Genomic DNA, 17,119 nt, shown 5'->3' on the forward strand with positions numbered 1-17,119 from the left:
GGCGTTCCTGTCACAAGAGAAGATGGTCAGAAGGAATAGGCGTCGAAATGCCGGACGGCGGGGTCGAGGCTTCGGTTGGGGAAGACGTAAGGCTTGCCGTCGACCGTCAGTCCCTCATCCCAATCGAGGGCAAGCGCAGTCCGGCCCGGTCGATCGAGAACAAGCTGACCGGCCGCGTCGAACGATACGGAGACACCGGTGAGGTGGTCCCGGAATGTCACGAAGTCCGCGGGACTGGAGCCTTCCCCGACCACCGCCACCCAGCCGCAACGACGACCTTCGGCACGGAACTCGATGCCGGCGCCCGGGCCTGCGGTGGTCGCTTCGATCGGGCTCGTCGCCAGAAGTCCGGCGAAGCCACGCCCTGCCCTGAGCACGATCCAGTTACCAAGGCGCTCGACCGCATCGAAGGCATCGGACTGGACATAGGCATGTGTGAAGGACTGGCGGGCATTCGAGCCGAGGTCGAAGAGCAGCATCGCGACGTTTTCGTACTGTGCCACGCGCGGCAGCGAACCGTTGCCGGCCCAGTAGGAAGGGCGCTGATTGCCCCAGGGATCGTCCTCGCCGGGATGGTTGATCCAGGCACGGGCAAAGGGATCGGCGGCGAAGCGCAGGTCGACGACATGCTGCTGATGTCCGCGGCCGCCGGGCTTGCCGTCGACCATCGATGACAATTGCACTGCCGCCGTCTTGTAGAGCGCCAGCCGAGCCGCCTCGTCGTGACCCTGCACATAGTGCGCCGTCAGCGCCTTGCCGGGCTCGGGCTCCACAATGGCACAGGCCGTTTCGGGCGGCTCGTAGCTGCCGGCGCAGAACATCGGTAGCGCCGCCACGCCGTCGTTGAGCCAGCCCTTGCCGAACGCAACGGTCGCAAAAGGCGCAAGCTCCGTCAGCGGCCCGGCGCGCAGCTCCTTGTCGTAGGCACGCCCCATGGTGCCGGCAGGGACACCGGCCAGCGTGTGCAGCCCGATCATCAGCATCAGCCGGTCGAGCAACGCCCGTGCGCGCGCCTTGATGGCGCCGTCACCCAGATGTTCCAGCGCCAGCAGGCCGATGAAATCGATGGGATAATAGGCAGCCGAATTCCATTCCGCGAGCCCGTGACGTTCGACGGAATCGAACCATTTCGAAAGCCGCTCCTCGCCGAGACGGGCCTGTTCGGCGCCGCTGCGCGCGGAGCAGCTGAAGGTTTCCTCCGGCAGCAGGCGGCCGGCCAGATATTGGGAGACATGGAAGCACAGCACATGGTTCTCGCTCCAGAACCACATGACGTCGTTGCCCGGCTCGTCGACCCAGTAGCGGTAGTCGAGAACCGCCCGCCGGATCTCGCGACGGGTCGCCTCGGGCAGACCGTCACGATAATCCGAGTAGAGCCAGAGCAGCGGCACCATCACGAAGTCGGAACAGTCACGGCGCTCGTCGACGGCGGCCAGCGTGTCGGCGATGATCGCGTGAACCATGGCATCCGCCGACCGGCCCGTTGCCATGATGGCAATCGCCCGGCCTATCCGCGCCTCGCCGTTGGCGGCGGCGTAGTCAAGAGCCAGCGCCTTGCGCTCTGCCAGTGTCCTATCCGAAAAATCGCGGAACGGGGCGGCGAACGTGGCAAAGGCGATGTGTCGGGTGACCCGGTTGTCTCCGACGGCGAACGTGAGTTCCAGCGGGTGATAACCGTCGGCAAGCGCATCCGCACCGGGCAACTCGACCAGGGTCTCGCCAGATTCGAGAATTCCCACAGCATCGAGAAGCGGGGGCTTGTCGCTCATGTGCACGCTCGGGAGGATGCGGCCGCGCACGGTGACGTCAACGCTTGCCGGCCGTTCCACCCTGAGCCGCAGCCGTCCGTCGCGTACATGCAAGGGGTCCGGCCGCACCTCCGCCGCGAGGTCCTTCAACAGCCCGACGGTCGCGCCCGAAATCTCCACCGGCAGCCGCGCCGTGAGTCTATCGGGACCGAGCAATGTCAGCTCGAAATACCAGAGCGCGTCGCGCTCGGCGAGCTCCTCGGTGAGGACGGCCACCTCCGAGCCGCCGGCCTTCAGCGGCAACCGGATTTCGGTCTCGGATTCCCTGTTGCGGCGGAAGGGCTCGAATACCGCGCACTCGACGCCATCCACCCAGATCCGCACGCCGCCGCAAGTGGCAAGCCGGAATACATAGTCTCCGGCATGTGCCGGGACGAGTTCAGTCTTCAACCAGCGCGCAAGCCGCGTCGGACGATGCCAGAACCCGGAGAATTCCACCCGCCGGTTGAAACCGGGTAGGTAGAGCCCGTCGATCTCGAAATGGTGCCGGAAGGCTACGCGGCGGGTTTCGAGCTCCCGCCACAGCGCCACCCGGCACGGCAGGTCGCCGACATCGACGAAGCCGTTGACGAAACGGTAGTTGACCCGATCCTCGGCAAGCGCCGGCTCGCCCGGATAGAGGCGGGCCTCGACCGGCGACATGGCCCAGGCGGTCACCGTCTCGCCCGGCGCAACGGTAAAGTCAGTAGCGGATGTGGTTTCGGCGAAGCGCGGTGCGGTCATGACGACACCTCCGGGCACAACGCCAGCTCCGGCAAGCTGAGCTCGATCCGTTCGAGGAGCTCCGGCAGCTTCCAGATGTGCGAGATGGTGAAGAGCGGGCGCTCGCGGCGCAGACGCGGCGTGTGACTGCGCCGTGTCGACCAGGAGAGAAACACGCTCATCATGCCGAAGCGGTTGGCGCCGAGAACATCTCGCTCGAGATTGTTGCCGACCATGATACTGCGAACCCGGTCCACGTCGGTCAGGCCGAGTGCCTCCATTGCCGCGGAGAACATTTTCCCCGAGGGCTTCAATTCGCCAACGTCGCCGGAAATGACGTGGGCTTCGAAGCGCTCCCACAGGCCGTATGCACCGAGGACGTTCTCGAAGGTTGCGCGCGGCCCGTCGGCGACCAGAGCGAGCCGGTAACCGCTACGCGAAAGCTGCTCGACCACCTCGCCCGCTCCCGGCATGAGCGCAGCCTTCACCACGATCTCGGTTCCAGGGATCTTTTCCTCCGTCGCCTCGTCGACCAGGGTGTCGCCGCAATCGAGGAAGACGGCGGCAAGATGGGGGACAGTCGCCGGCAATGCCGCCACAAGGGACGACACCCTTCCGGGAATCCACGCCTCGAGCTGCGGCCAGGGCACCAGCGTCAATCCCTCTCCGGCATCACTGTCCCGGCCGAAGTGCCAGGCGGGCGTGAACCGCATGCGCTTCAGCTTCAGCGCGGCGAGCCGGTTTTCAAGCGCGCTCGCACCGATCAGTCCGCGGTCGGAAAACCGGTTCGACAGATGGACGCCCTGCGCGCCGGCAAAGGCGCCGCACATGCCCTCGATCAGCAGACCGGCTTTCGCCCGCATCTCGCCGGGGTCCGCCCAATGCGCGTGCTTTCCCGGTTCGAGATAGAGGAGCGGCCGCGGCCCCTCGACGGGCAATGAACCGTCCGGCCGCGTCATCGTGCGCCGCGCGCCGTGGCGCGAGGCCTCCACCTTCACCACCCGCCCGGCCGCATCGACATGCACCCAGACATGCTCCAGATCGTAAAGGTGCTGGACGTCCCAGTCGTACCAGATGACATACTCGATCACGCAGTCCGCGACTGGCCGGATCGTGAATTTGGAGGAGACTGACTGCATCTCACCCCGATAGACGGCATAGCCGGCCGCGAGCGGGCGGAACGGTTCCCGGTCGTCGAGCCTCAAGAGCGGGCAATGTCGCCCGGCGAGTGCGAGGTCGGGGTCTTCGGCCGATCCCGTGAGCGCGACAGGCATGGTGGAGAGAACATTCATGCCGCGGGCACCCCGGTGAGTTCGAGGTTTTCCGCGTGGTGGCAGCGCGCCTGCCGGCCCGGCAGCACGGTCCGGAGCTCCGGAATCTCCTTGCGGCAGCGCTCGTCGGCATAGGCACAGCGCGGATGGAACGGACAACCGGAGGGAACGTTCATCGCGTCCGCGATTTCGCCCTTGAGGGGTACGCGCTTGCGCGTGCGGTTGCCGCGCGGATCGGGTTGCGGGACGGCGGCAAGCAGGGCCTCGGTATAGGGATGCAGCGGCCTTGCGAACAGGGCGTCGGTCTCGCCGACTTCCATCAGGCGGCCGAGATACATGACGCCCACCCGGTCGGAGATATGCTCGACCATGCCGAGATCGTGGGTGATGAAGAGGTAGGTGAGGCCGAACTGCTCCTGCAGGTCCTGCATCAGGTTGATGTTCTGCGCCGCGACCGACACGTCGAGCGCAGAGACGGCCTCGTCCGCAGCGATGAAACGCGGCTGAAGCGCGAGCGCCCGTGCAATCCCGATCCTCTGGCGCTGGCCACCGGAAAAGGCGTGCGGGTAGCGCGAGGCGTATTCGGGGCGAAGGCCGACGAGCTGAAGCAGTTCCGCGACCCGATCGGCGATTTCCGCCCGCGTGCCGACGCCATGGATCACCAGCGGTTCCCCGACGAGATCGCGCAGCGTCATGCGCGGATCAAGCGAGGAATAGGGATCCTGGAAGATCATCTGCATTTCGCGCCGGATCTGCCTGAGGTCGCGGTCGGAGAGACTGGTGATGTCGACCACCTCTCCGTTCTCGCGCCGGAAGAGGATCTCGCCGCCGGTGAGATCGTAAGCCCTGAGAATCAACCGGGCGATCGACGACTTGCCGGAGCCGCTCTCGCCGACGAGGCCGAAGGTTTCGCCCTTGCGGATGTCGAAGGAGATGTCGTCGACAGCCTTGACGGTCGCGATCTCGCGATGCCGCCAGCCGCCGAAGACCGGAAAGTGCTTCTTCGCACCGCGGACGGAGATCAGGACCTCGTCATCCATCGAGAGTGCCTTGGTGGGTTGGAACGTCATTCGGCGGCCTCCGGAAGAACCTCACCGGCACGATGGCAACGCGCCACCTGTCCGCTCGGAAACCTCGCCTCAGCCGGCACAACGACGTCACAGCGGCCCGCGACCGCATGGTCGCAACGCGGATGGAAGGAGCAGCCCTGCGGCACGCTGTAGGGGTCCGGAACCGAACCCCGGATCGTGCGCAGGCGCCGCGTCTTCTCTCCGCCGAGCCGCGGGATCGAACGCAGCAGAGCCTGGGTGTATGGATGCTTCGGCTCGTAGAAGATCTCGTCGACGGTGCCCGTCTCGATCACGCGGCCGAGATACATCACTGCGACACGGTCGGCGATATCCGCCACCACGCCGAAATTGTGGGTGATGAAGACGATCGCCATGCCGAGTTCCTGCTGCAGGGATTTCAGAAGGTGCAGGATCTGGGCCTCGGTGGTGACGTCGAGCGCCGTGGTGGGCTCGTCGGCGATCAGCAGGGTCGGATCGCAGGCAAGCGCCAGCGCAATCATCGCCCGCTGGCGCATGCCGCCCGACAGATGGTGCGGATAACGATCGACGATGTCGTGCGGGCGCGGCATCTGCACCTTTGTGAGCAGCTCGATCGCCCGCGCCCTGGCTTCCGCCTTCGACACTTTGCGATGCAGCATGACGGTGCGCATGATCTGCGTTCCGATCGTGTGCACAGGCGACAGCGCCGTCATCGGCTCCTGGAAGACCATGCCGATCTCACCGCCGCGCAGGGCGCGCATCGTCCTACTCTGGCGATGCTCGGCGGAAATCAGCACCTCGCTGCCGTCCTTGCGGCGGAACCGGACACTGCCGCCGGCGTCGACCGCATTGGCGGCGGTCAGCCGCATGATCGAGCGGGCGGTCACCGACTTGCCGGAACCGCTCTCCCCGACGATACCGAGCACCTCGCCCTTGTCGACGTGATAGGAGACGCCGTTGACCGCCCTGACGACACCGTCCCGGGTCGGGAAATGCACCGCCACGTCATGGAGCTCGAGGAGACGGCCCGGCGGCATGGCGTTCTGAGAAGTATTCGAAGGCTGTGACATGGTGGGCATCCGTCAATGGCCGTAGGGGTCGGCCGCGTCGCGAAGGCCATCACCGATGAAATTGAAGGCGAGCACCACGAGAACGACCGCCGCACCCGGCGCGAGAAGCCACGGCGCGAGCGAAATGGTGCGCAGGTTCTGGGCGTCCTGCAGCAAGACACCCCAGCTCACGACCGGCGGGCGAAGTCCGAGGCCGAGAAAGCTGAGCGCCGTCTCGCCGAGGATCATCTCCGGGATGGCGAGCGTGACGGCCGCGATGATGTAGCTGGTCATGGCCGGGAGCATGTGCCGGGTAACGATGCGATACTCCGAGGCACCCGCGAGCCGGGCCGCCATGACGTAGTCTTCCGATTTCAGCGACAGGAAACGGCCGCGAACGACCCGCGCGAGATGTGTCCAGCCGATCAGCGACAGGATGATGGTGATCAGCACGTAGACGAACAGCGGATCCCAGCTGATCGGCAGCGCGGCTGCAAGCCCCATCCACAGCGGTATTGTCGGGATCGACCGGATGAATTCCATCAGCCGCTGAATCGCCGCGTCGATCCACCCGCCGTAATAGCCGGAGACGGCACCGAGCGCGAGACCGAGGACAAAGGAGAATGCGACCCCGATCAGCCCGGCCGAAAGCGTCACGCGGGCGCCATAGAGAAGGCGGCTGAAGAGGTCGCGTCCGAGGGAATCCGTCCCCATGAGGCTGATCTTCTGGCGGCGGTCGTCGACCCCGAAGAAATGCAGTTTCGTTTCGACGAGACCGAGAAACCTGTAGGTCTCCCCTTCGACGAAGAAGCGGATCGGCAGCACCTTGCTTCGATCCTCCGCGTAGATCACCCGGGCCGTCTCCGGGTCGCGGGAGCGCTTCACCGCGTAAACGAAGGGGCGTTGCAGCCGCCCCTCGTGCAGGACGCGAACCACACTCGGCGGCGTGAAGGTATTGATGCGGTTGATCGTGTTCGGCGTGTACGGTGACATGAAGTCGGCAAAGATCGCGAGAAAGCCGAGGCAGGTCATGAAGACGAGCGAGACCACTGCCAGCTTGTGCTGGCGGAAACGCCACCAGACGAGTTTCCAGGGCTTGGCGGTGTAGCTTGCGTCGGCCTTGGCCTCGTCGAAAACCGCAAGGGGCGGAGACTCGATGAGCATGTCTGTCGTGGGATAGGTGCCGGTATCGGTCATTTGCGCCTCATGAGAACCGGATGCGCGGGTCGGACAGCGCCAGCAGAATGTCGGAGAGCAGCGTGCCGATGACGGTAAAGACGCTCAGGATCAGGATGAAACTGCCGGCCAGATACATGTCCTGCATCTTGAGCGCCTGCAGGAGAAGTGGACCGGTGGTCGGCAGGTTGAGCACCACGGCCGTGATCACGTCGCCGGAAAAGAGGGCCGGCAGTGCCCAGCCGACGGTCGAAATGAACGGATTGAGGGCGATGCGGACCGGGTAGCGCCATACGACCGTGCGCTCACCGAAACCCTGTGCATAGGCGGTTTCCACATAGGGCTTGCGCAGTTCGTCCAGCATGTTCGCCCGCATGACGCGGATCAGCCCCGCCGCCCCGCCCGTCGCCAGGACGAGCAGCGGGATCCAGATGTGCGAGAGCATGTTGACGATCTTCGGAAGGTCCCACGGTTGTCCCTCGAACTGCGGGGATACGAGCCCGCCGACGTCGAGGTTCAGCCAGATATAGGTCATCCACATGAGAACCAGAGCCAGCAGGAAATCCGGAATGCCCTTGCCGAGAAAGCCGAAAACGGTGAACACGTAGTCGAATACCGAATACTGCCGCGTCGCGGAATAGACGCCGACAGGTATGGCGATCAGCCAGGTGAAGACCATGCTGAGCGTCGAGATCAACAGGGTGAGGCCGAGGCGCTCCCAGATGAGATCGCCGACGGCGGCGTTCCACTCGAGCGACCGCCCGAAATCACCGTGGAAGACAATGTTGGAGATCCATCGCCAGTATTGCACCAGCAGCGGGTCGTTCAGCCCGTACCGGGCCCGCATCAGCGCTTCCTCGGTTTCGCTGATGAAGTCGCCACTGTTTCGAAGCTGGGCGGCATAGGCCGTCACGAAATCACCCGGCGGCAGCTGGATGATGACGAACGAAATGAACGAGACGAAGATCAATGTGGGGATAGCCCACATGGAGCGCGTGACAACATACTTCAGCACGACGCACCTCCTGTTCCCAACACGTCGCCCGGTCGCCGACATCCTTCCGCTGGATGGGGACCGGGATTCTCCCCGGGGTCTGAGACGGGGACCGCCGACACTTTCGGGCCGGCGGCCTGCCGCGATCTCCCGCGAACCTTCCGCCTATTGCGCCATCCACATCCGCTGCGTGGCGCCGAGACCGATGCCACGTGTGATGTCGTCCTCAATGAGGTCGTCGGGGAAGTTCATGAAGTTGTTCTTCACGACCGAAATGGCCGGCAACTCACCCACGACCCCGATGACCCAGCCTTGCGTGACAAAGGTCTTGATCAGGTCGTTGAGCGCTGCGTCCGCTTCCTTGCGATCGGCAGCCTTGCCGGCTTTGTCCCAGTCGGCAAAGAGCGTGCGGATCGGATGGTCGGCCGGCGGCTCGATGCCTGAGGCCCCCTTGGTCGTGTACCAGATGTAGTACTGATGGGCGTAGGAATCGTTGCCCATCATGATGCGCGGGTCGGCCGCGACGACCGACAGGCGGTCGAACGGATACCATTGCATCTGGAACTCGTTGTTGTCGCGGTCGGCATCCCACTGGGTACGGTCGATGATCCGCGGCAGCAGCTCGACACCGATGTCCTTGTAGTTGGCGGCGACAATTTCCATGGTCTTCGGGCCGTTCGAGTGCTCCATCTCCACGACGATCGACAGGCGCTTGCCGTCGGGGCGCAGGCGGAAACCGTCGCCGTCCCGCTTGTCGAGGCCGATACCGTCGAGAAGCGCGTTCGCCTTGTCGGGATCATACTCGGTCCAGTGCTTTTCCAGCTCCGGAGCGAAGTTCGGCGAACCGGACACAGGGGAGGCCTGGCGCGCTTCCGCGAGCCCCGAGAAGATCAGCTCGTTCACCGTCTCGCGGTCGATCGCGATGCTCAGCGCCTCGCGGAAATCGGAGGTTTCGAACAGGCCGCGCAACACCTCGTCCTTCACGTTCAGGTTCGGCACGAGCGACCAGGTCTGCGCCTGCGTCCAGCGATGGACCTTGTAGCCACCCTTGGCCTCGTTCTCCTTGTAGAAGGTGAAGTCCTGCGGCTCGACATAGCGCATCTGCATGTCGATCTGCCCCTGGACGATCATCAGGTTGAACGCCTCCTGATCACTGAACAGCTTGTGCGAGATACGATCGATATAGGGCAGCTGGTTGCCGGCCTGGTCGACGGCGTAATAGTACGGGTTCCGCACCATGGTCACGACATCGCCCGGAGCGGGCTTCTCGATCTTCCATGCGGTGATCACCGGCAGGTCCGGGTTCTGCCACCAGGCGGTCGCGGCACCCTTCGAGCCCCAGAGATCCGTCCACTTCTCGACGCCGAACTTCGCGGCCGCCGCCTTCAGCTCGTCCTCGGAGGCATACTTATTGTTGAATTGCTTCAGATAATGCTTGGGGAAAAGGAAGCTCGGACGGTCGAGGCTCGGATCGCCGGTGGAGTCCTTCGCCAGAATCTCGAGGAAATAGACATACGGCTCGTCGAAACTCACCTTGAAGGTCTGCTCGTCGACGATCTCCAGTTTCATCGGTTTGCCGCCCGGCGCCAGGGTCTGGTCGATCGAGGCCAGAAGGTCCTTGTTCATGAAGACGTCTTCATACCAGAAGCGGACGTCCTCGGTGGTGACGGGTTCACCGTCGGACCACTTGAGACCCTTCAGCAGCGTGAAGGTGAATTCGCGGGAATCCGCGCTCACGGAGTAGGACGAGATGTAACCCGGAACGAGTTCCAGCGGCCCGCCCGGCTTCTGCGACCACTTGACGACGCGCTCCTCCATCAGCTTCGTCGGCCCCCAGCGGTCACCCGGCCCCTTGTAGCCGCGCTGCCAGTTGCCGCCGTACTTGCCAACCTCTGCAGCCTGCAGAACCGTCGGTTTTTCAGGGAGACGCTGCTCGACCGGCGGCAGCTTGCCCGCCTTCACCTGTTCCGCAAGCATCGGCGATTCCTGGAACGCGAAGGCCGACCCCGCGAGGCACGTCGCCATCAATACGCCAAGAGAAGATGCGAAAATATTTTCATTGAAAAACATGCCAACCTCCCAGTTCAGCAAACGGAGCCGCGATCCCTCTATTTTCTCGCGATATCGCCGTATTTCGGACGATCGTGTATCGACATCCAAAAATCAAGCTTAAAAATATTTTCACAAACTCGGCAAAGCCGAACCGCCGCTCTCGCGCTCGATCAAGCGACAGCCGAGTTCGATCCTGGTTGCCGGCTGGTCACGGCCGGCACCCGACAGCCTTTGCTCCAGCGTCTGGACGGTTGCGACCGCCAATGCGTCGAGCGGCACCCTGACCGTCGTCAGCGATGGCTGTGTGAGATCACCCGGCGCCACACCGTCGAAACCGACGACAGCGATGTCGGCCGGGATGCGGAAGCCGAGCGCCTGAAGTTCGGTAAGCGCACCGATCGCGAGATTGTCGGCGGCACAGAAGACGGCGGTAAATCCGTCGAGACCACCCCGCTCGGCCACGAAGGTGCGCAGGGCCTCGCGCGCATGCTCAGGTTCATAGCCCTTCGCATAAAGCACCTCGCCGAGATCGGTCGACAAGTCATGCTGCAGGTAGGCATCGTGAAAGCCGTCGAGCCGGCGCATGATCGTGCTGCGACCGCGCCAGGTCAGGTGCAGTATCCGTCGGTGGCCTTTTGAAAGCAGCCATTCCGTCGCGAGCCGGGCACCGTAGCGGTTGGCTGGAGCGACCGTGTCGATGCTCATCGTCGGATCCTCGCCGTTCAGGAGAACGACGGCGATGTCGCTGCCGGCAAGCCCCTTCAGCAGTTTCGGATTGTCGTCGAAGACGACGGCAATCGCTTCCGCTTCCGCGGCGCGCGCGCCCGCAAGAATCTCGGCGGCGTTGAGCTGTGGCGCGCCGTTATGGGCGACGATACGGATGCCGCGCCGCTCGCATTCCCGCGAAAGCGCCGTCAGCAGCGTCCATGACACGAGATTGATGTCGTTTTGCGGCAGGTTGCCCGGCGGGACCGCGAGATAGAGCGTACTGAGCGAGGCGATGGCACCCTTGCGCTGGCGCTTCGCGAGATAGCCGAGCTTGCGCGCCGCTTCCAGCACCCGCACGCGCACCTCCTGCGAAATGGGTGCGGTACCGTTCAGGACATGGGAAACCGTGCTGAGTGCGACGCCGGCCTCCCGCGACACATCCTTGATACCGATCTTGCGTTCCGGTCGTCTTTCGAGGGGCACCCGCTATTCTCCATAGAACGGATTGGTGAAAAGTCTCGGTTCCTTATCATGCCAGACCTCGTAGCGCACGAAGCGCCCGGCAAACCGCTGGTCGAGGCGGAGCGTCGGACCGTCACCGGCCGGCACCACCTCCACGACGCCGGCCTCAGTGACTCGACGGATTTCGTCACCCACCGAGAGGCCGGTAAAGATCACGGAAATCTCCCGCCCGGCGGCAATCTGCGAGCCGAAGTCCGGCACCTCCTCGGAGGAGGGCCTTGCCATCGTCTCATCGGGCGCAAAGGCGACCACGTTGCGACCTCCCCGCACGGCGGCGAGGATGTCGGACACGGACATCCCCTCCACGCAGAGCCGGTTGGCCGGCCGCCCGTGCCGCCTGCGGTTCTTCAGATGAAAGTCGCTGCCGCCCGTTGCCGGAACGCGCCGGCCGGAGGTCAGCAATTCCTGCCAGAAGGCGAGGCCCTGTTCGTTCATCACCGACCAGTTGCCGTTCCAGATTTCGAGTGCGTCGAAGGCAACGTCGAAACCCGATTGCCAGCGCCCACCGGCCGAATTCTGGAAAGGGTGGTTGATGACGATGGTCGCTCCGTTGGCTCGCGCCTCGGCCATCTTCTCGGCGACGTCACGGGGCGAACGGCAGCGCCAGTCCGCGACCGGACGCGGCAGGCCGAGAAAGTTCGTGTGGCCCCAGTAGGAGGTGAGTTCCATCGCCGGAATGACGAGAATGCCGGGATCGTCCGGCCGGACATCATTCTGCGTGACGGTGTTGTGGTCGGTGATCGCCAGGAAATCGAGGGCCGAGGCGCGCGCACGGTGGATCGCGTCGAGCACGGTGACGCCGCCGTCGGAATGCTCCGAGTGGCTGTGCAACTCGCCGGCGAGCCAGCGCCGCTGGCGGCCGATCAGGCGGATCTCGACGTCGACCTTGCAGTTCGGGCCGATCTTCACGATCCCCAGCACGACATGCCACGCACCCGCTAGCGGACCCGGCTCGTATCCGGGCGTCGCCCGATCCTCCTCCAGCGTGATGTGGCCGCGTTCGGCGCCCGTCCAGCCGCGCATGCGGCCGTTGCGGGCAACACCGAGGTCGATGACGCTGCCGCCGCCACCGAATGGAAAGTGATAGCTCACCTCGATCCGCTCTATTTCGGATCCGACCTCGAACGGAATCTCGACGAAGGATTTCTCACCGTCCGGGAAGTGGTCGATGGTAGCGGTGATCACGCGGTTCTGTGTGGACATCGATCAGCCTCTCAAGATCAGCGTGATGATTTCGAAGGGAGCGAAGGCAAGCGTCAGCGCGCCGTCTTCGAGTGCGAGGGGCCGCCCATCCCGTTCCAGGAGGTCGACCAGTTCCGCCATGCTGATTGCCGGATCGACCATGATCCGGGCAGTGCGGCGAACACCTGTCGTCTCCCAAAGCCTGACGACGATGCCGTCGCCCTCCTCTGCCTGCTTCACGGCCTCGACCACAATGCCGGGCGTCTCGACCGAGAGAAGCGGCGGCGGCGGCTCGCCGCCCTCTCCACCTTCGACCAGGCGCAGCGGCAGATTGAAGTCTTCCGCCGCCTCGTGCACCGCCAGCTTGTCACCATCATGGACCATGACGGCGTAACGGAACCGGTGTTCGCCCTGGTCCGCCTCCGGCCAGGGATAGGTCGGAGAACGGAGCAGCGTCAGGCGGATATCCGTGCCCTTCGCGTCGTAGCCGTATTTGCAGTCGTTGAGCAGGGCAACGCCGAAGTCCGGTTCGCCGATATCGATCCAGCGCTGCATCGAGCATTCGAACCGGGCGCGGTCCCAGGAGGTATTCCGGTGGCTCGCGCGTCGTACATGGCCGAACTGGATCTCCGCATCCACGGCGGCCGTATTGAGATCAAGCGGGAAGGCCGTTTTCACCAGCGTGTTGTGCTCGCGCCAGTCGATGAAACAGTCAATCTCCACCTGCCGCGCTCCAGCCGCAAGCGAGACGACCTGCACGATCCGCGAGGATTCGTAGCGCCATTCGAAGCGAACGGCCGCCCGCAACGGCCCGCGCTCCACCACCTCGGCACCAACGAGCACATCGATCTCGAAGACCTGGTCCTCGAAGTCGGAATCGATGTCCCAGGCGTCGAACTGGGCGGGCATGTCGCGGAAAGCCTGCAGCCGGTTGCCGACGCGGCCGGGCTTCAAGACCTCGCGTCCGGCCTTCCTGTCGAGGATTGACGCAATCCGGCCGGCATCGTCGAAGCGCACGGACAGATGTTCGTTCTCGATATGCCGCTCCGAGACGGAAAGGGCACCAGCCGGCGCATGCACGCCATGTCCGGCGAGATCGACCACGGCAAGTGCCGGAACGGCCGACACCAACAGGCCGTAGACCTCTCCACCATCGGCGAGAACAAGCTTCTGCTCTTGCGGACGACCGAATGACCCCGGAGAGACGACCAGACTGCCGCGGGGACGTCCTGCCACGTTGAAAAGCGCCTTGCTGCCCGCAGGCGCGAGCCTGCCCGCAAGCCGCGCCGACAGTGCATTCGCCCGGGCGAAAAACTCGGCGTAACCGGCGTCGCTGTCCTCATAGACGGCGCCGATGGACGAGCCCGGCAGGATGTCGTGGAACTGGTTGAGCAGCACGATATCCCAGAGCGCCCGGAGTTCTTCGGCAGGATAGACTTCTCCGCAGTTATGCGCGGCAAGTACGGCCAGGGTCTCGATCTCACGGAGTGCCGTTTCGGCGAGCCGGTTGTTGCGCTTGTTCTTGGCAACCGAGGTCAGCGTGCCGCGATGGAATTCGGCGTAGAGTTCGCCCACCCAGATCGGGTATCGCGCCGGGTCGCCCTTCATGCGCGTAAGCAGACGTTCGAAGAAGGGCCGCATCGGGGCATGGACGACCTTGGGGCAGCCGGGTATGCCGCGCTCCATGCGGCGGATGTTGTGCAGCATTTCCCGGGTCGGGCCGCCGCCGCCGTCCCCATGGCCGTAGACCAGGAAGAGTTCGTTGCTGAGGTTCTGTTGGCCGTGCCGGCGCCAGGTGCCCATCACGTGCGTCGGTTTCAGGTTCGGGCAGTAGGTCGTGCCGATGCTCTTCGAGTCGTAAGGCTGCGTCGTCAGGAAGTAGGCCGTGACCGTGGAGCCGTCGATGCCCTGCCAGAACAGCGTCTCCTCCGGCATGCGGTTGGTATCGTTCCAGGAGAGCTTGTGGGTGACGAAAGTGTCGAGGCCGGACTTCGCCATGAGTTGCGGTAGCGAGGCGGAATAGCCGAACGTGTCCGGCAACCAAATCATGCGCGGCCGCACGCCGAAGGTTCGCTCATGATAGCGGACGCCGTGGAGAATCTGCCGGACCAGGGCTTCTCCTCCGGCGATGTTGACATCGGGTTCGAGCCACAGCGCTCCCTCGATCTCGAAGCGGCCGGAACGGACCTCGCCGGCAATGCGATCGAAGAGGTCCGGATAGTCCTGGTGGAGATAATCGAGCAGGACGCACTGGTTGTACATGAAGCGGTAGTCGGGAAACTCCTCCATGAGCGCCAGCGCGGTGGCCATCGAGCGGGCCATTTTCTGGCGCGTCTCGCGCACGCGCCAGAGCCAGGCGACGTCAATATGGGTGTGCCCCGTCGCCACGATCGTCGGTTTCGCCTCGAAGTCGCTGGCCGCGTAGATCTGCGCCGCGGCTGCCTTGGCAGCAGCAATGGAGGCCCTGAAGCGGGCGGGGTTCCCCGGCCTGAGGTCGACCATGTCGATGGCCGCGCCAATGGCGTTCAGAATGAAATGCCGTCGCGGGTCGTCCTCGGCGAGCAAGCGCGCTACGTCGAGGGGCACCTTGAGGTCGTAATAAAGATCCTCGACCACGCGGTCGTGCGCAAAGAGCGCGCAGGCGAAACCGAGCTGGCGGCGGTCCTCGATCGTGCCGGCCTCGATCAGGATGTCGAACTGTTCTCCGGCGCGCCCGCTTTCCGTCAGAAGGAATTCGCGGTGGTTGCCGTCGACGCCCTGTCGGATACGTCCGTCGACACGGACGAGGCATTGCGGGTCGCTGCGCCCCATGACGTTGCCGAAGGCTGCCTCCACCCGGCAGACGACGCGCCTGCCCTCGGCAGCGGTCGGCAGCACGGCCGTTCCGCCGAACCAGTAATAGCCGTCCGGTTCGCCCCAGACGAGATTGCGGTCGACAGCCACCCAAGCCTTTCTGTCGGAGGCAAGCATCGCCGCGCGGTCCGCCGCGCTCGCCGGGGCAAAGGCGAGTGGCACTTCGACGCCGAGCGGCAAGAAAATTCGCTCCGCGAGATGGGCGAGCAGGTTGTCGAGCTTTCGGATTGCCTTCATGAACGCGGCCCCTCCTCCCGGACCATCGCGAGCATCGGATCAGGACCAGACACTCGGCTCGTTCTCGCGAATGACGATGGCGTCGGCATTCCATCCGGCGGGAAGCGGCGACGGCCGGTCGAAGCGCACGTCTTCCAGCACGAGGTTCTCGACATTGGAGGAGAAGAGCGACGGCATTCCGCCCGGATAGGCGACCAGGCCGATCACCTTCCCGTCTGCGTCCTTCACCCAGGCATTCGCGCGCCCGGCTGCATCTGCAGAAGGGGTGAGATCGAAGTGGGTCGGGCGCATGTCGTAGCGGTGGCCGCGCAGCGGTCCGTCGACCTGATGGATCCAGACACGCGTCAGGCGCACGTTCCCGATGCCCGCCCGTCCATCCGCCACGAGATTGACGGCCCCTTCCATGGAACCCTCTATGTCCTCGAACACGATCGCCTCGACGCGCCCGGCGGGCCGTTCGGCGCGCCGACGGTCGACGACGTTGACCGTAATCGCCTCACCCGAACCCCAGAAGCCGTCAGGGGTTTCACGGGCTTCCAAGCGTATTCGTCTGAAAACCACGTTGCGGATGTGCCCGCCATCGCGCGAGAAGATGCCGATCGCCCGGTTGGATCGCTCCACCTCGCAATCGACGAAGCGGATATTTTCGATATCGCCGTGGGTTTCCGTGCCGATCTTCAGGGCGCAACTGCGGCTTTCGATGCTGGATTTCTCGACAATGATGTTGCGGCAGCGCCCAAGCGCGCGGCCATCGGCCCGCTGACTGGTCTTGAGCACGACGCCGTCATCGGCCGTGGCGATCTTGCAGCCGCGCACCAGCACGTCCTCGCAGGTATCGATGACGATGCCGTCGGTGTTCGGCATCTCCCGATCGTTGTCAACCGACACGCCCTCGACGCGCACGCGCCGGCAATCGACGAGATGGATGGTCCACATCGGCGAGGCATGGATGGAGAAGCCTTCCAGCACGACGTCCGTGCAGCCCTGCATCACCAGGACGCGCGGCCTCTGCTTCGCCGGGATATGCGTGCCCATGTCGTCGAGACGGCCGGTGATGAAATCGGAGCCGGGCGCCTCAATGCGCCCCGAACCGTGGATACGAATGCCGCTCGCATTGGTCGCGAGCATCATGGCGGTGTTCGAATCCTCCGCCGTCACCTCGACATGATTGGCAAGGTAGGCTTCGTATTCGGGCATGAAACGCAACACCGCGCCCTCGCCGAGGCGCAGGTCAAGTCCTGACGGCAGGCGCAAGGCGCCGGAACGATGTTCGCCGGTCCCGAGTTCCAGCGGCACGCCCGCTGCGGCAGCGGCGTCGATCGCATCTTGCAGCGCGGTCGTGCAGTCGCCAGACATTGGCATGAATATTTTTTTATACTCTGCCACAGTTAGCTCCTCCTCACCGCGCCATCTTCGATCGCGGGAACGGCTCAATCTATCCCTGTTTCCTGCCGATCATCAAGAGGAGACGGAGAAAGAAGGATGCTTTTCCGAGAGCGCTGTTGCCAAATTCCAG

At 64.4% G+C, this 17,119-nt stretch carries 11 protein-coding genes; all 11 read right to left on the reverse strand.

The features are described from left to right. Positions 1 to 26: 26 nt before the first annotated feature. Positions 27 to 2,531 (reverse strand): PA14 domain-containing protein, encoded by a 2,505-nt coding sequence (locus DFR48_RS11735; protein WP_210205983.1) that lies wholly within the window; start codon positions 2,529 to 2,531, stop codon positions 27 to 29. Beyond that, entirely contained in the window at positions 2,528 to 3,802 is a 1,275-nt protein-coding gene (locus tag DFR48_RS11740; protein ID WP_114363344.1) for an HAD family hydrolase, read from the reverse strand. Before DFR48_RS11740 ends, DFR48_RS11735 begins: the two co-directional genes overlap by 4 nt. Next, complete coding sequence (locus tag DFR48_RS11745; protein WP_245415594.1) at positions 3,799 to 4,851, reverse strand: ABC transporter ATP-binding protein; 1,053 nt, start codon at positions 4,849 to 4,851, stop codon at positions 3,799 to 3,801. Before DFR48_RS11745 ends, DFR48_RS11740 begins: the two co-directional genes overlap by 4 nt. Next, entirely contained in the window at positions 4,848 to 5,900 is a 1,053-nt protein-coding gene (locus tag DFR48_RS11750) for an ABC transporter ATP-binding protein (protein WP_210205984.1), read from the reverse strand. Before DFR48_RS11750 ends, DFR48_RS11745 begins: the two co-directional genes overlap by 4 nt. Before the next feature lie 12 nt (positions 5,901 to 5,912). Further along, positions 5,913 to 7,037, reverse strand: a complete 1,125-nt coding sequence (locus DFR48_RS11755) for an ABC transporter permease (RefSeq protein ID WP_425359253.1) — start codon at positions 7,035 to 7,037, stop codon at positions 5,913 to 5,915. Between the two features lie 46 nt (positions 7,038 to 7,083). Then, positions 7,084 to 8,070, reverse strand: a complete 987-nt coding sequence (locus DFR48_RS11760; RefSeq protein WP_114363347.1) for an ABC transporter permease — start codon at positions 8,068 to 8,070, stop codon at positions 7,084 to 7,086. Positions 8,071 to 8,214: 144 nt separating this feature from the next. Continuing rightward, a complete protein-coding gene (locus tag DFR48_RS11765; RefSeq protein WP_245415595.1) occupies positions 8,215 to 10,026 on the reverse strand; it encodes an ABC transporter substrate-binding protein in 1,812 nt (603 codons plus the stop codon). A gap of 204 nt (positions 10,027 to 10,230) precedes the next feature. Continuing rightward, positions 10,231 to 11,292, reverse strand: coding sequence for a LacI family DNA-binding transcriptional regulator (locus DFR48_RS11770; RefSeq protein ID WP_114363348.1), 1,062 nt, complete (start codon positions 11,290 to 11,292; stop codon positions 10,231 to 10,233). A 3-nt stretch (positions 11,293 to 11,295) separates the two neighbouring features. Then, positions 11,296 to 12,534: a CehA/McbA family metallohydrolase gene (locus tag DFR48_RS11775; RefSeq protein ID WP_114363349.1), complete on the reverse strand. Its 1,239-nt coding sequence runs from the start codon at positions 12,532 to 12,534 to the stop codon at positions 11,296 to 11,298. A gap of 3 nt (positions 12,535 to 12,537) precedes the next feature. After that, positions 12,538 to 15,603 (reverse strand): alpha-mannosidase, encoded by a 3,066-nt coding sequence (locus DFR48_RS11780; RefSeq protein WP_114363350.1) that lies wholly within the window; start codon positions 15,601 to 15,603, stop codon positions 12,538 to 12,540. Between the two features lie 39 nt (positions 15,604 to 15,642). Continuing rightward, the gene (pglB, locus tag DFR48_RS11785) at positions 15,643 to 16,965 is read right to left on the reverse strand and encodes a polygalacturonase PglB (RefSeq protein ID WP_114363351.1); all 1,323 of its coding nucleotides are present in this window, start codon (positions 16,963 to 16,965) and stop codon (positions 15,643 to 15,645) included. Positions 16,966 to 17,119: the final 154 nt, after the last annotated feature.

It is taken from the genome of Ciceribacter lividus (assembly GCF_003337715.1).
GTDB classification, from domain to species: Bacteria; Pseudomonadota; Alphaproteobacteria; order Rhizobiales; family Rhizobiaceae; genus Allorhizobium; species Allorhizobium lividum.

Bases quoted from the DNA above. Each gene is read 5' to 3' on its own strand.
- DFR48_RS11735 (WP_210205983.1), bottom strand. From the start codon at position 2,531: ATGACCGCACCGCGCTTCGCCGAAACCACATCCGCTACTGACTTTACC.
- DFR48_RS11740 (WP_114363344.1), bottom strand. From the start codon at position 3,802: ATGAATGTTCTCTCCACCATGCCTGTCGCGCTCACGGGATCGGCCGAA.
- DFR48_RS11745 (WP_245415594.1), bottom strand. From the start codon at position 4,851: ATGACGTTCCAACCCACCAAGGCACTCTCGATGGATGACGAGGTCCTG.
- DFR48_RS11750 (WP_210205984.1), bottom strand. From the start codon at position 5,900: ATGTCACAGCCTTCGAATACTTCTCAGAACGCCATGCCGCCGGGCCGT.
- DFR48_RS11765 (WP_245415595.1), bottom strand. From the start codon at position 10,026: ATGCTTGCGGAACAGGTGAAGGCGGGCAAGCTGCCGCCGGTCGAGCAG.
- DFR48_RS11775 (WP_114363349.1), bottom strand. From the start codon at position 12,534: ATGTCCACACAGAACCGCGTGATCACCGCTACCATCGACCACTTCCCG.
- DFR48_RS11780 (WP_114363350.1), bottom strand. From the start codon at position 15,603: ATGAAGGCAATCCGAAAGCTCGACAACCTGCTCGCCCATCTCGCGGAG.
- pglB (WP_114363351.1), bottom strand. From the start codon at position 16,965: ATGCCAATGTCTGGCGACTGCACGACCGCGCTGCAAGATGCGATCGAC.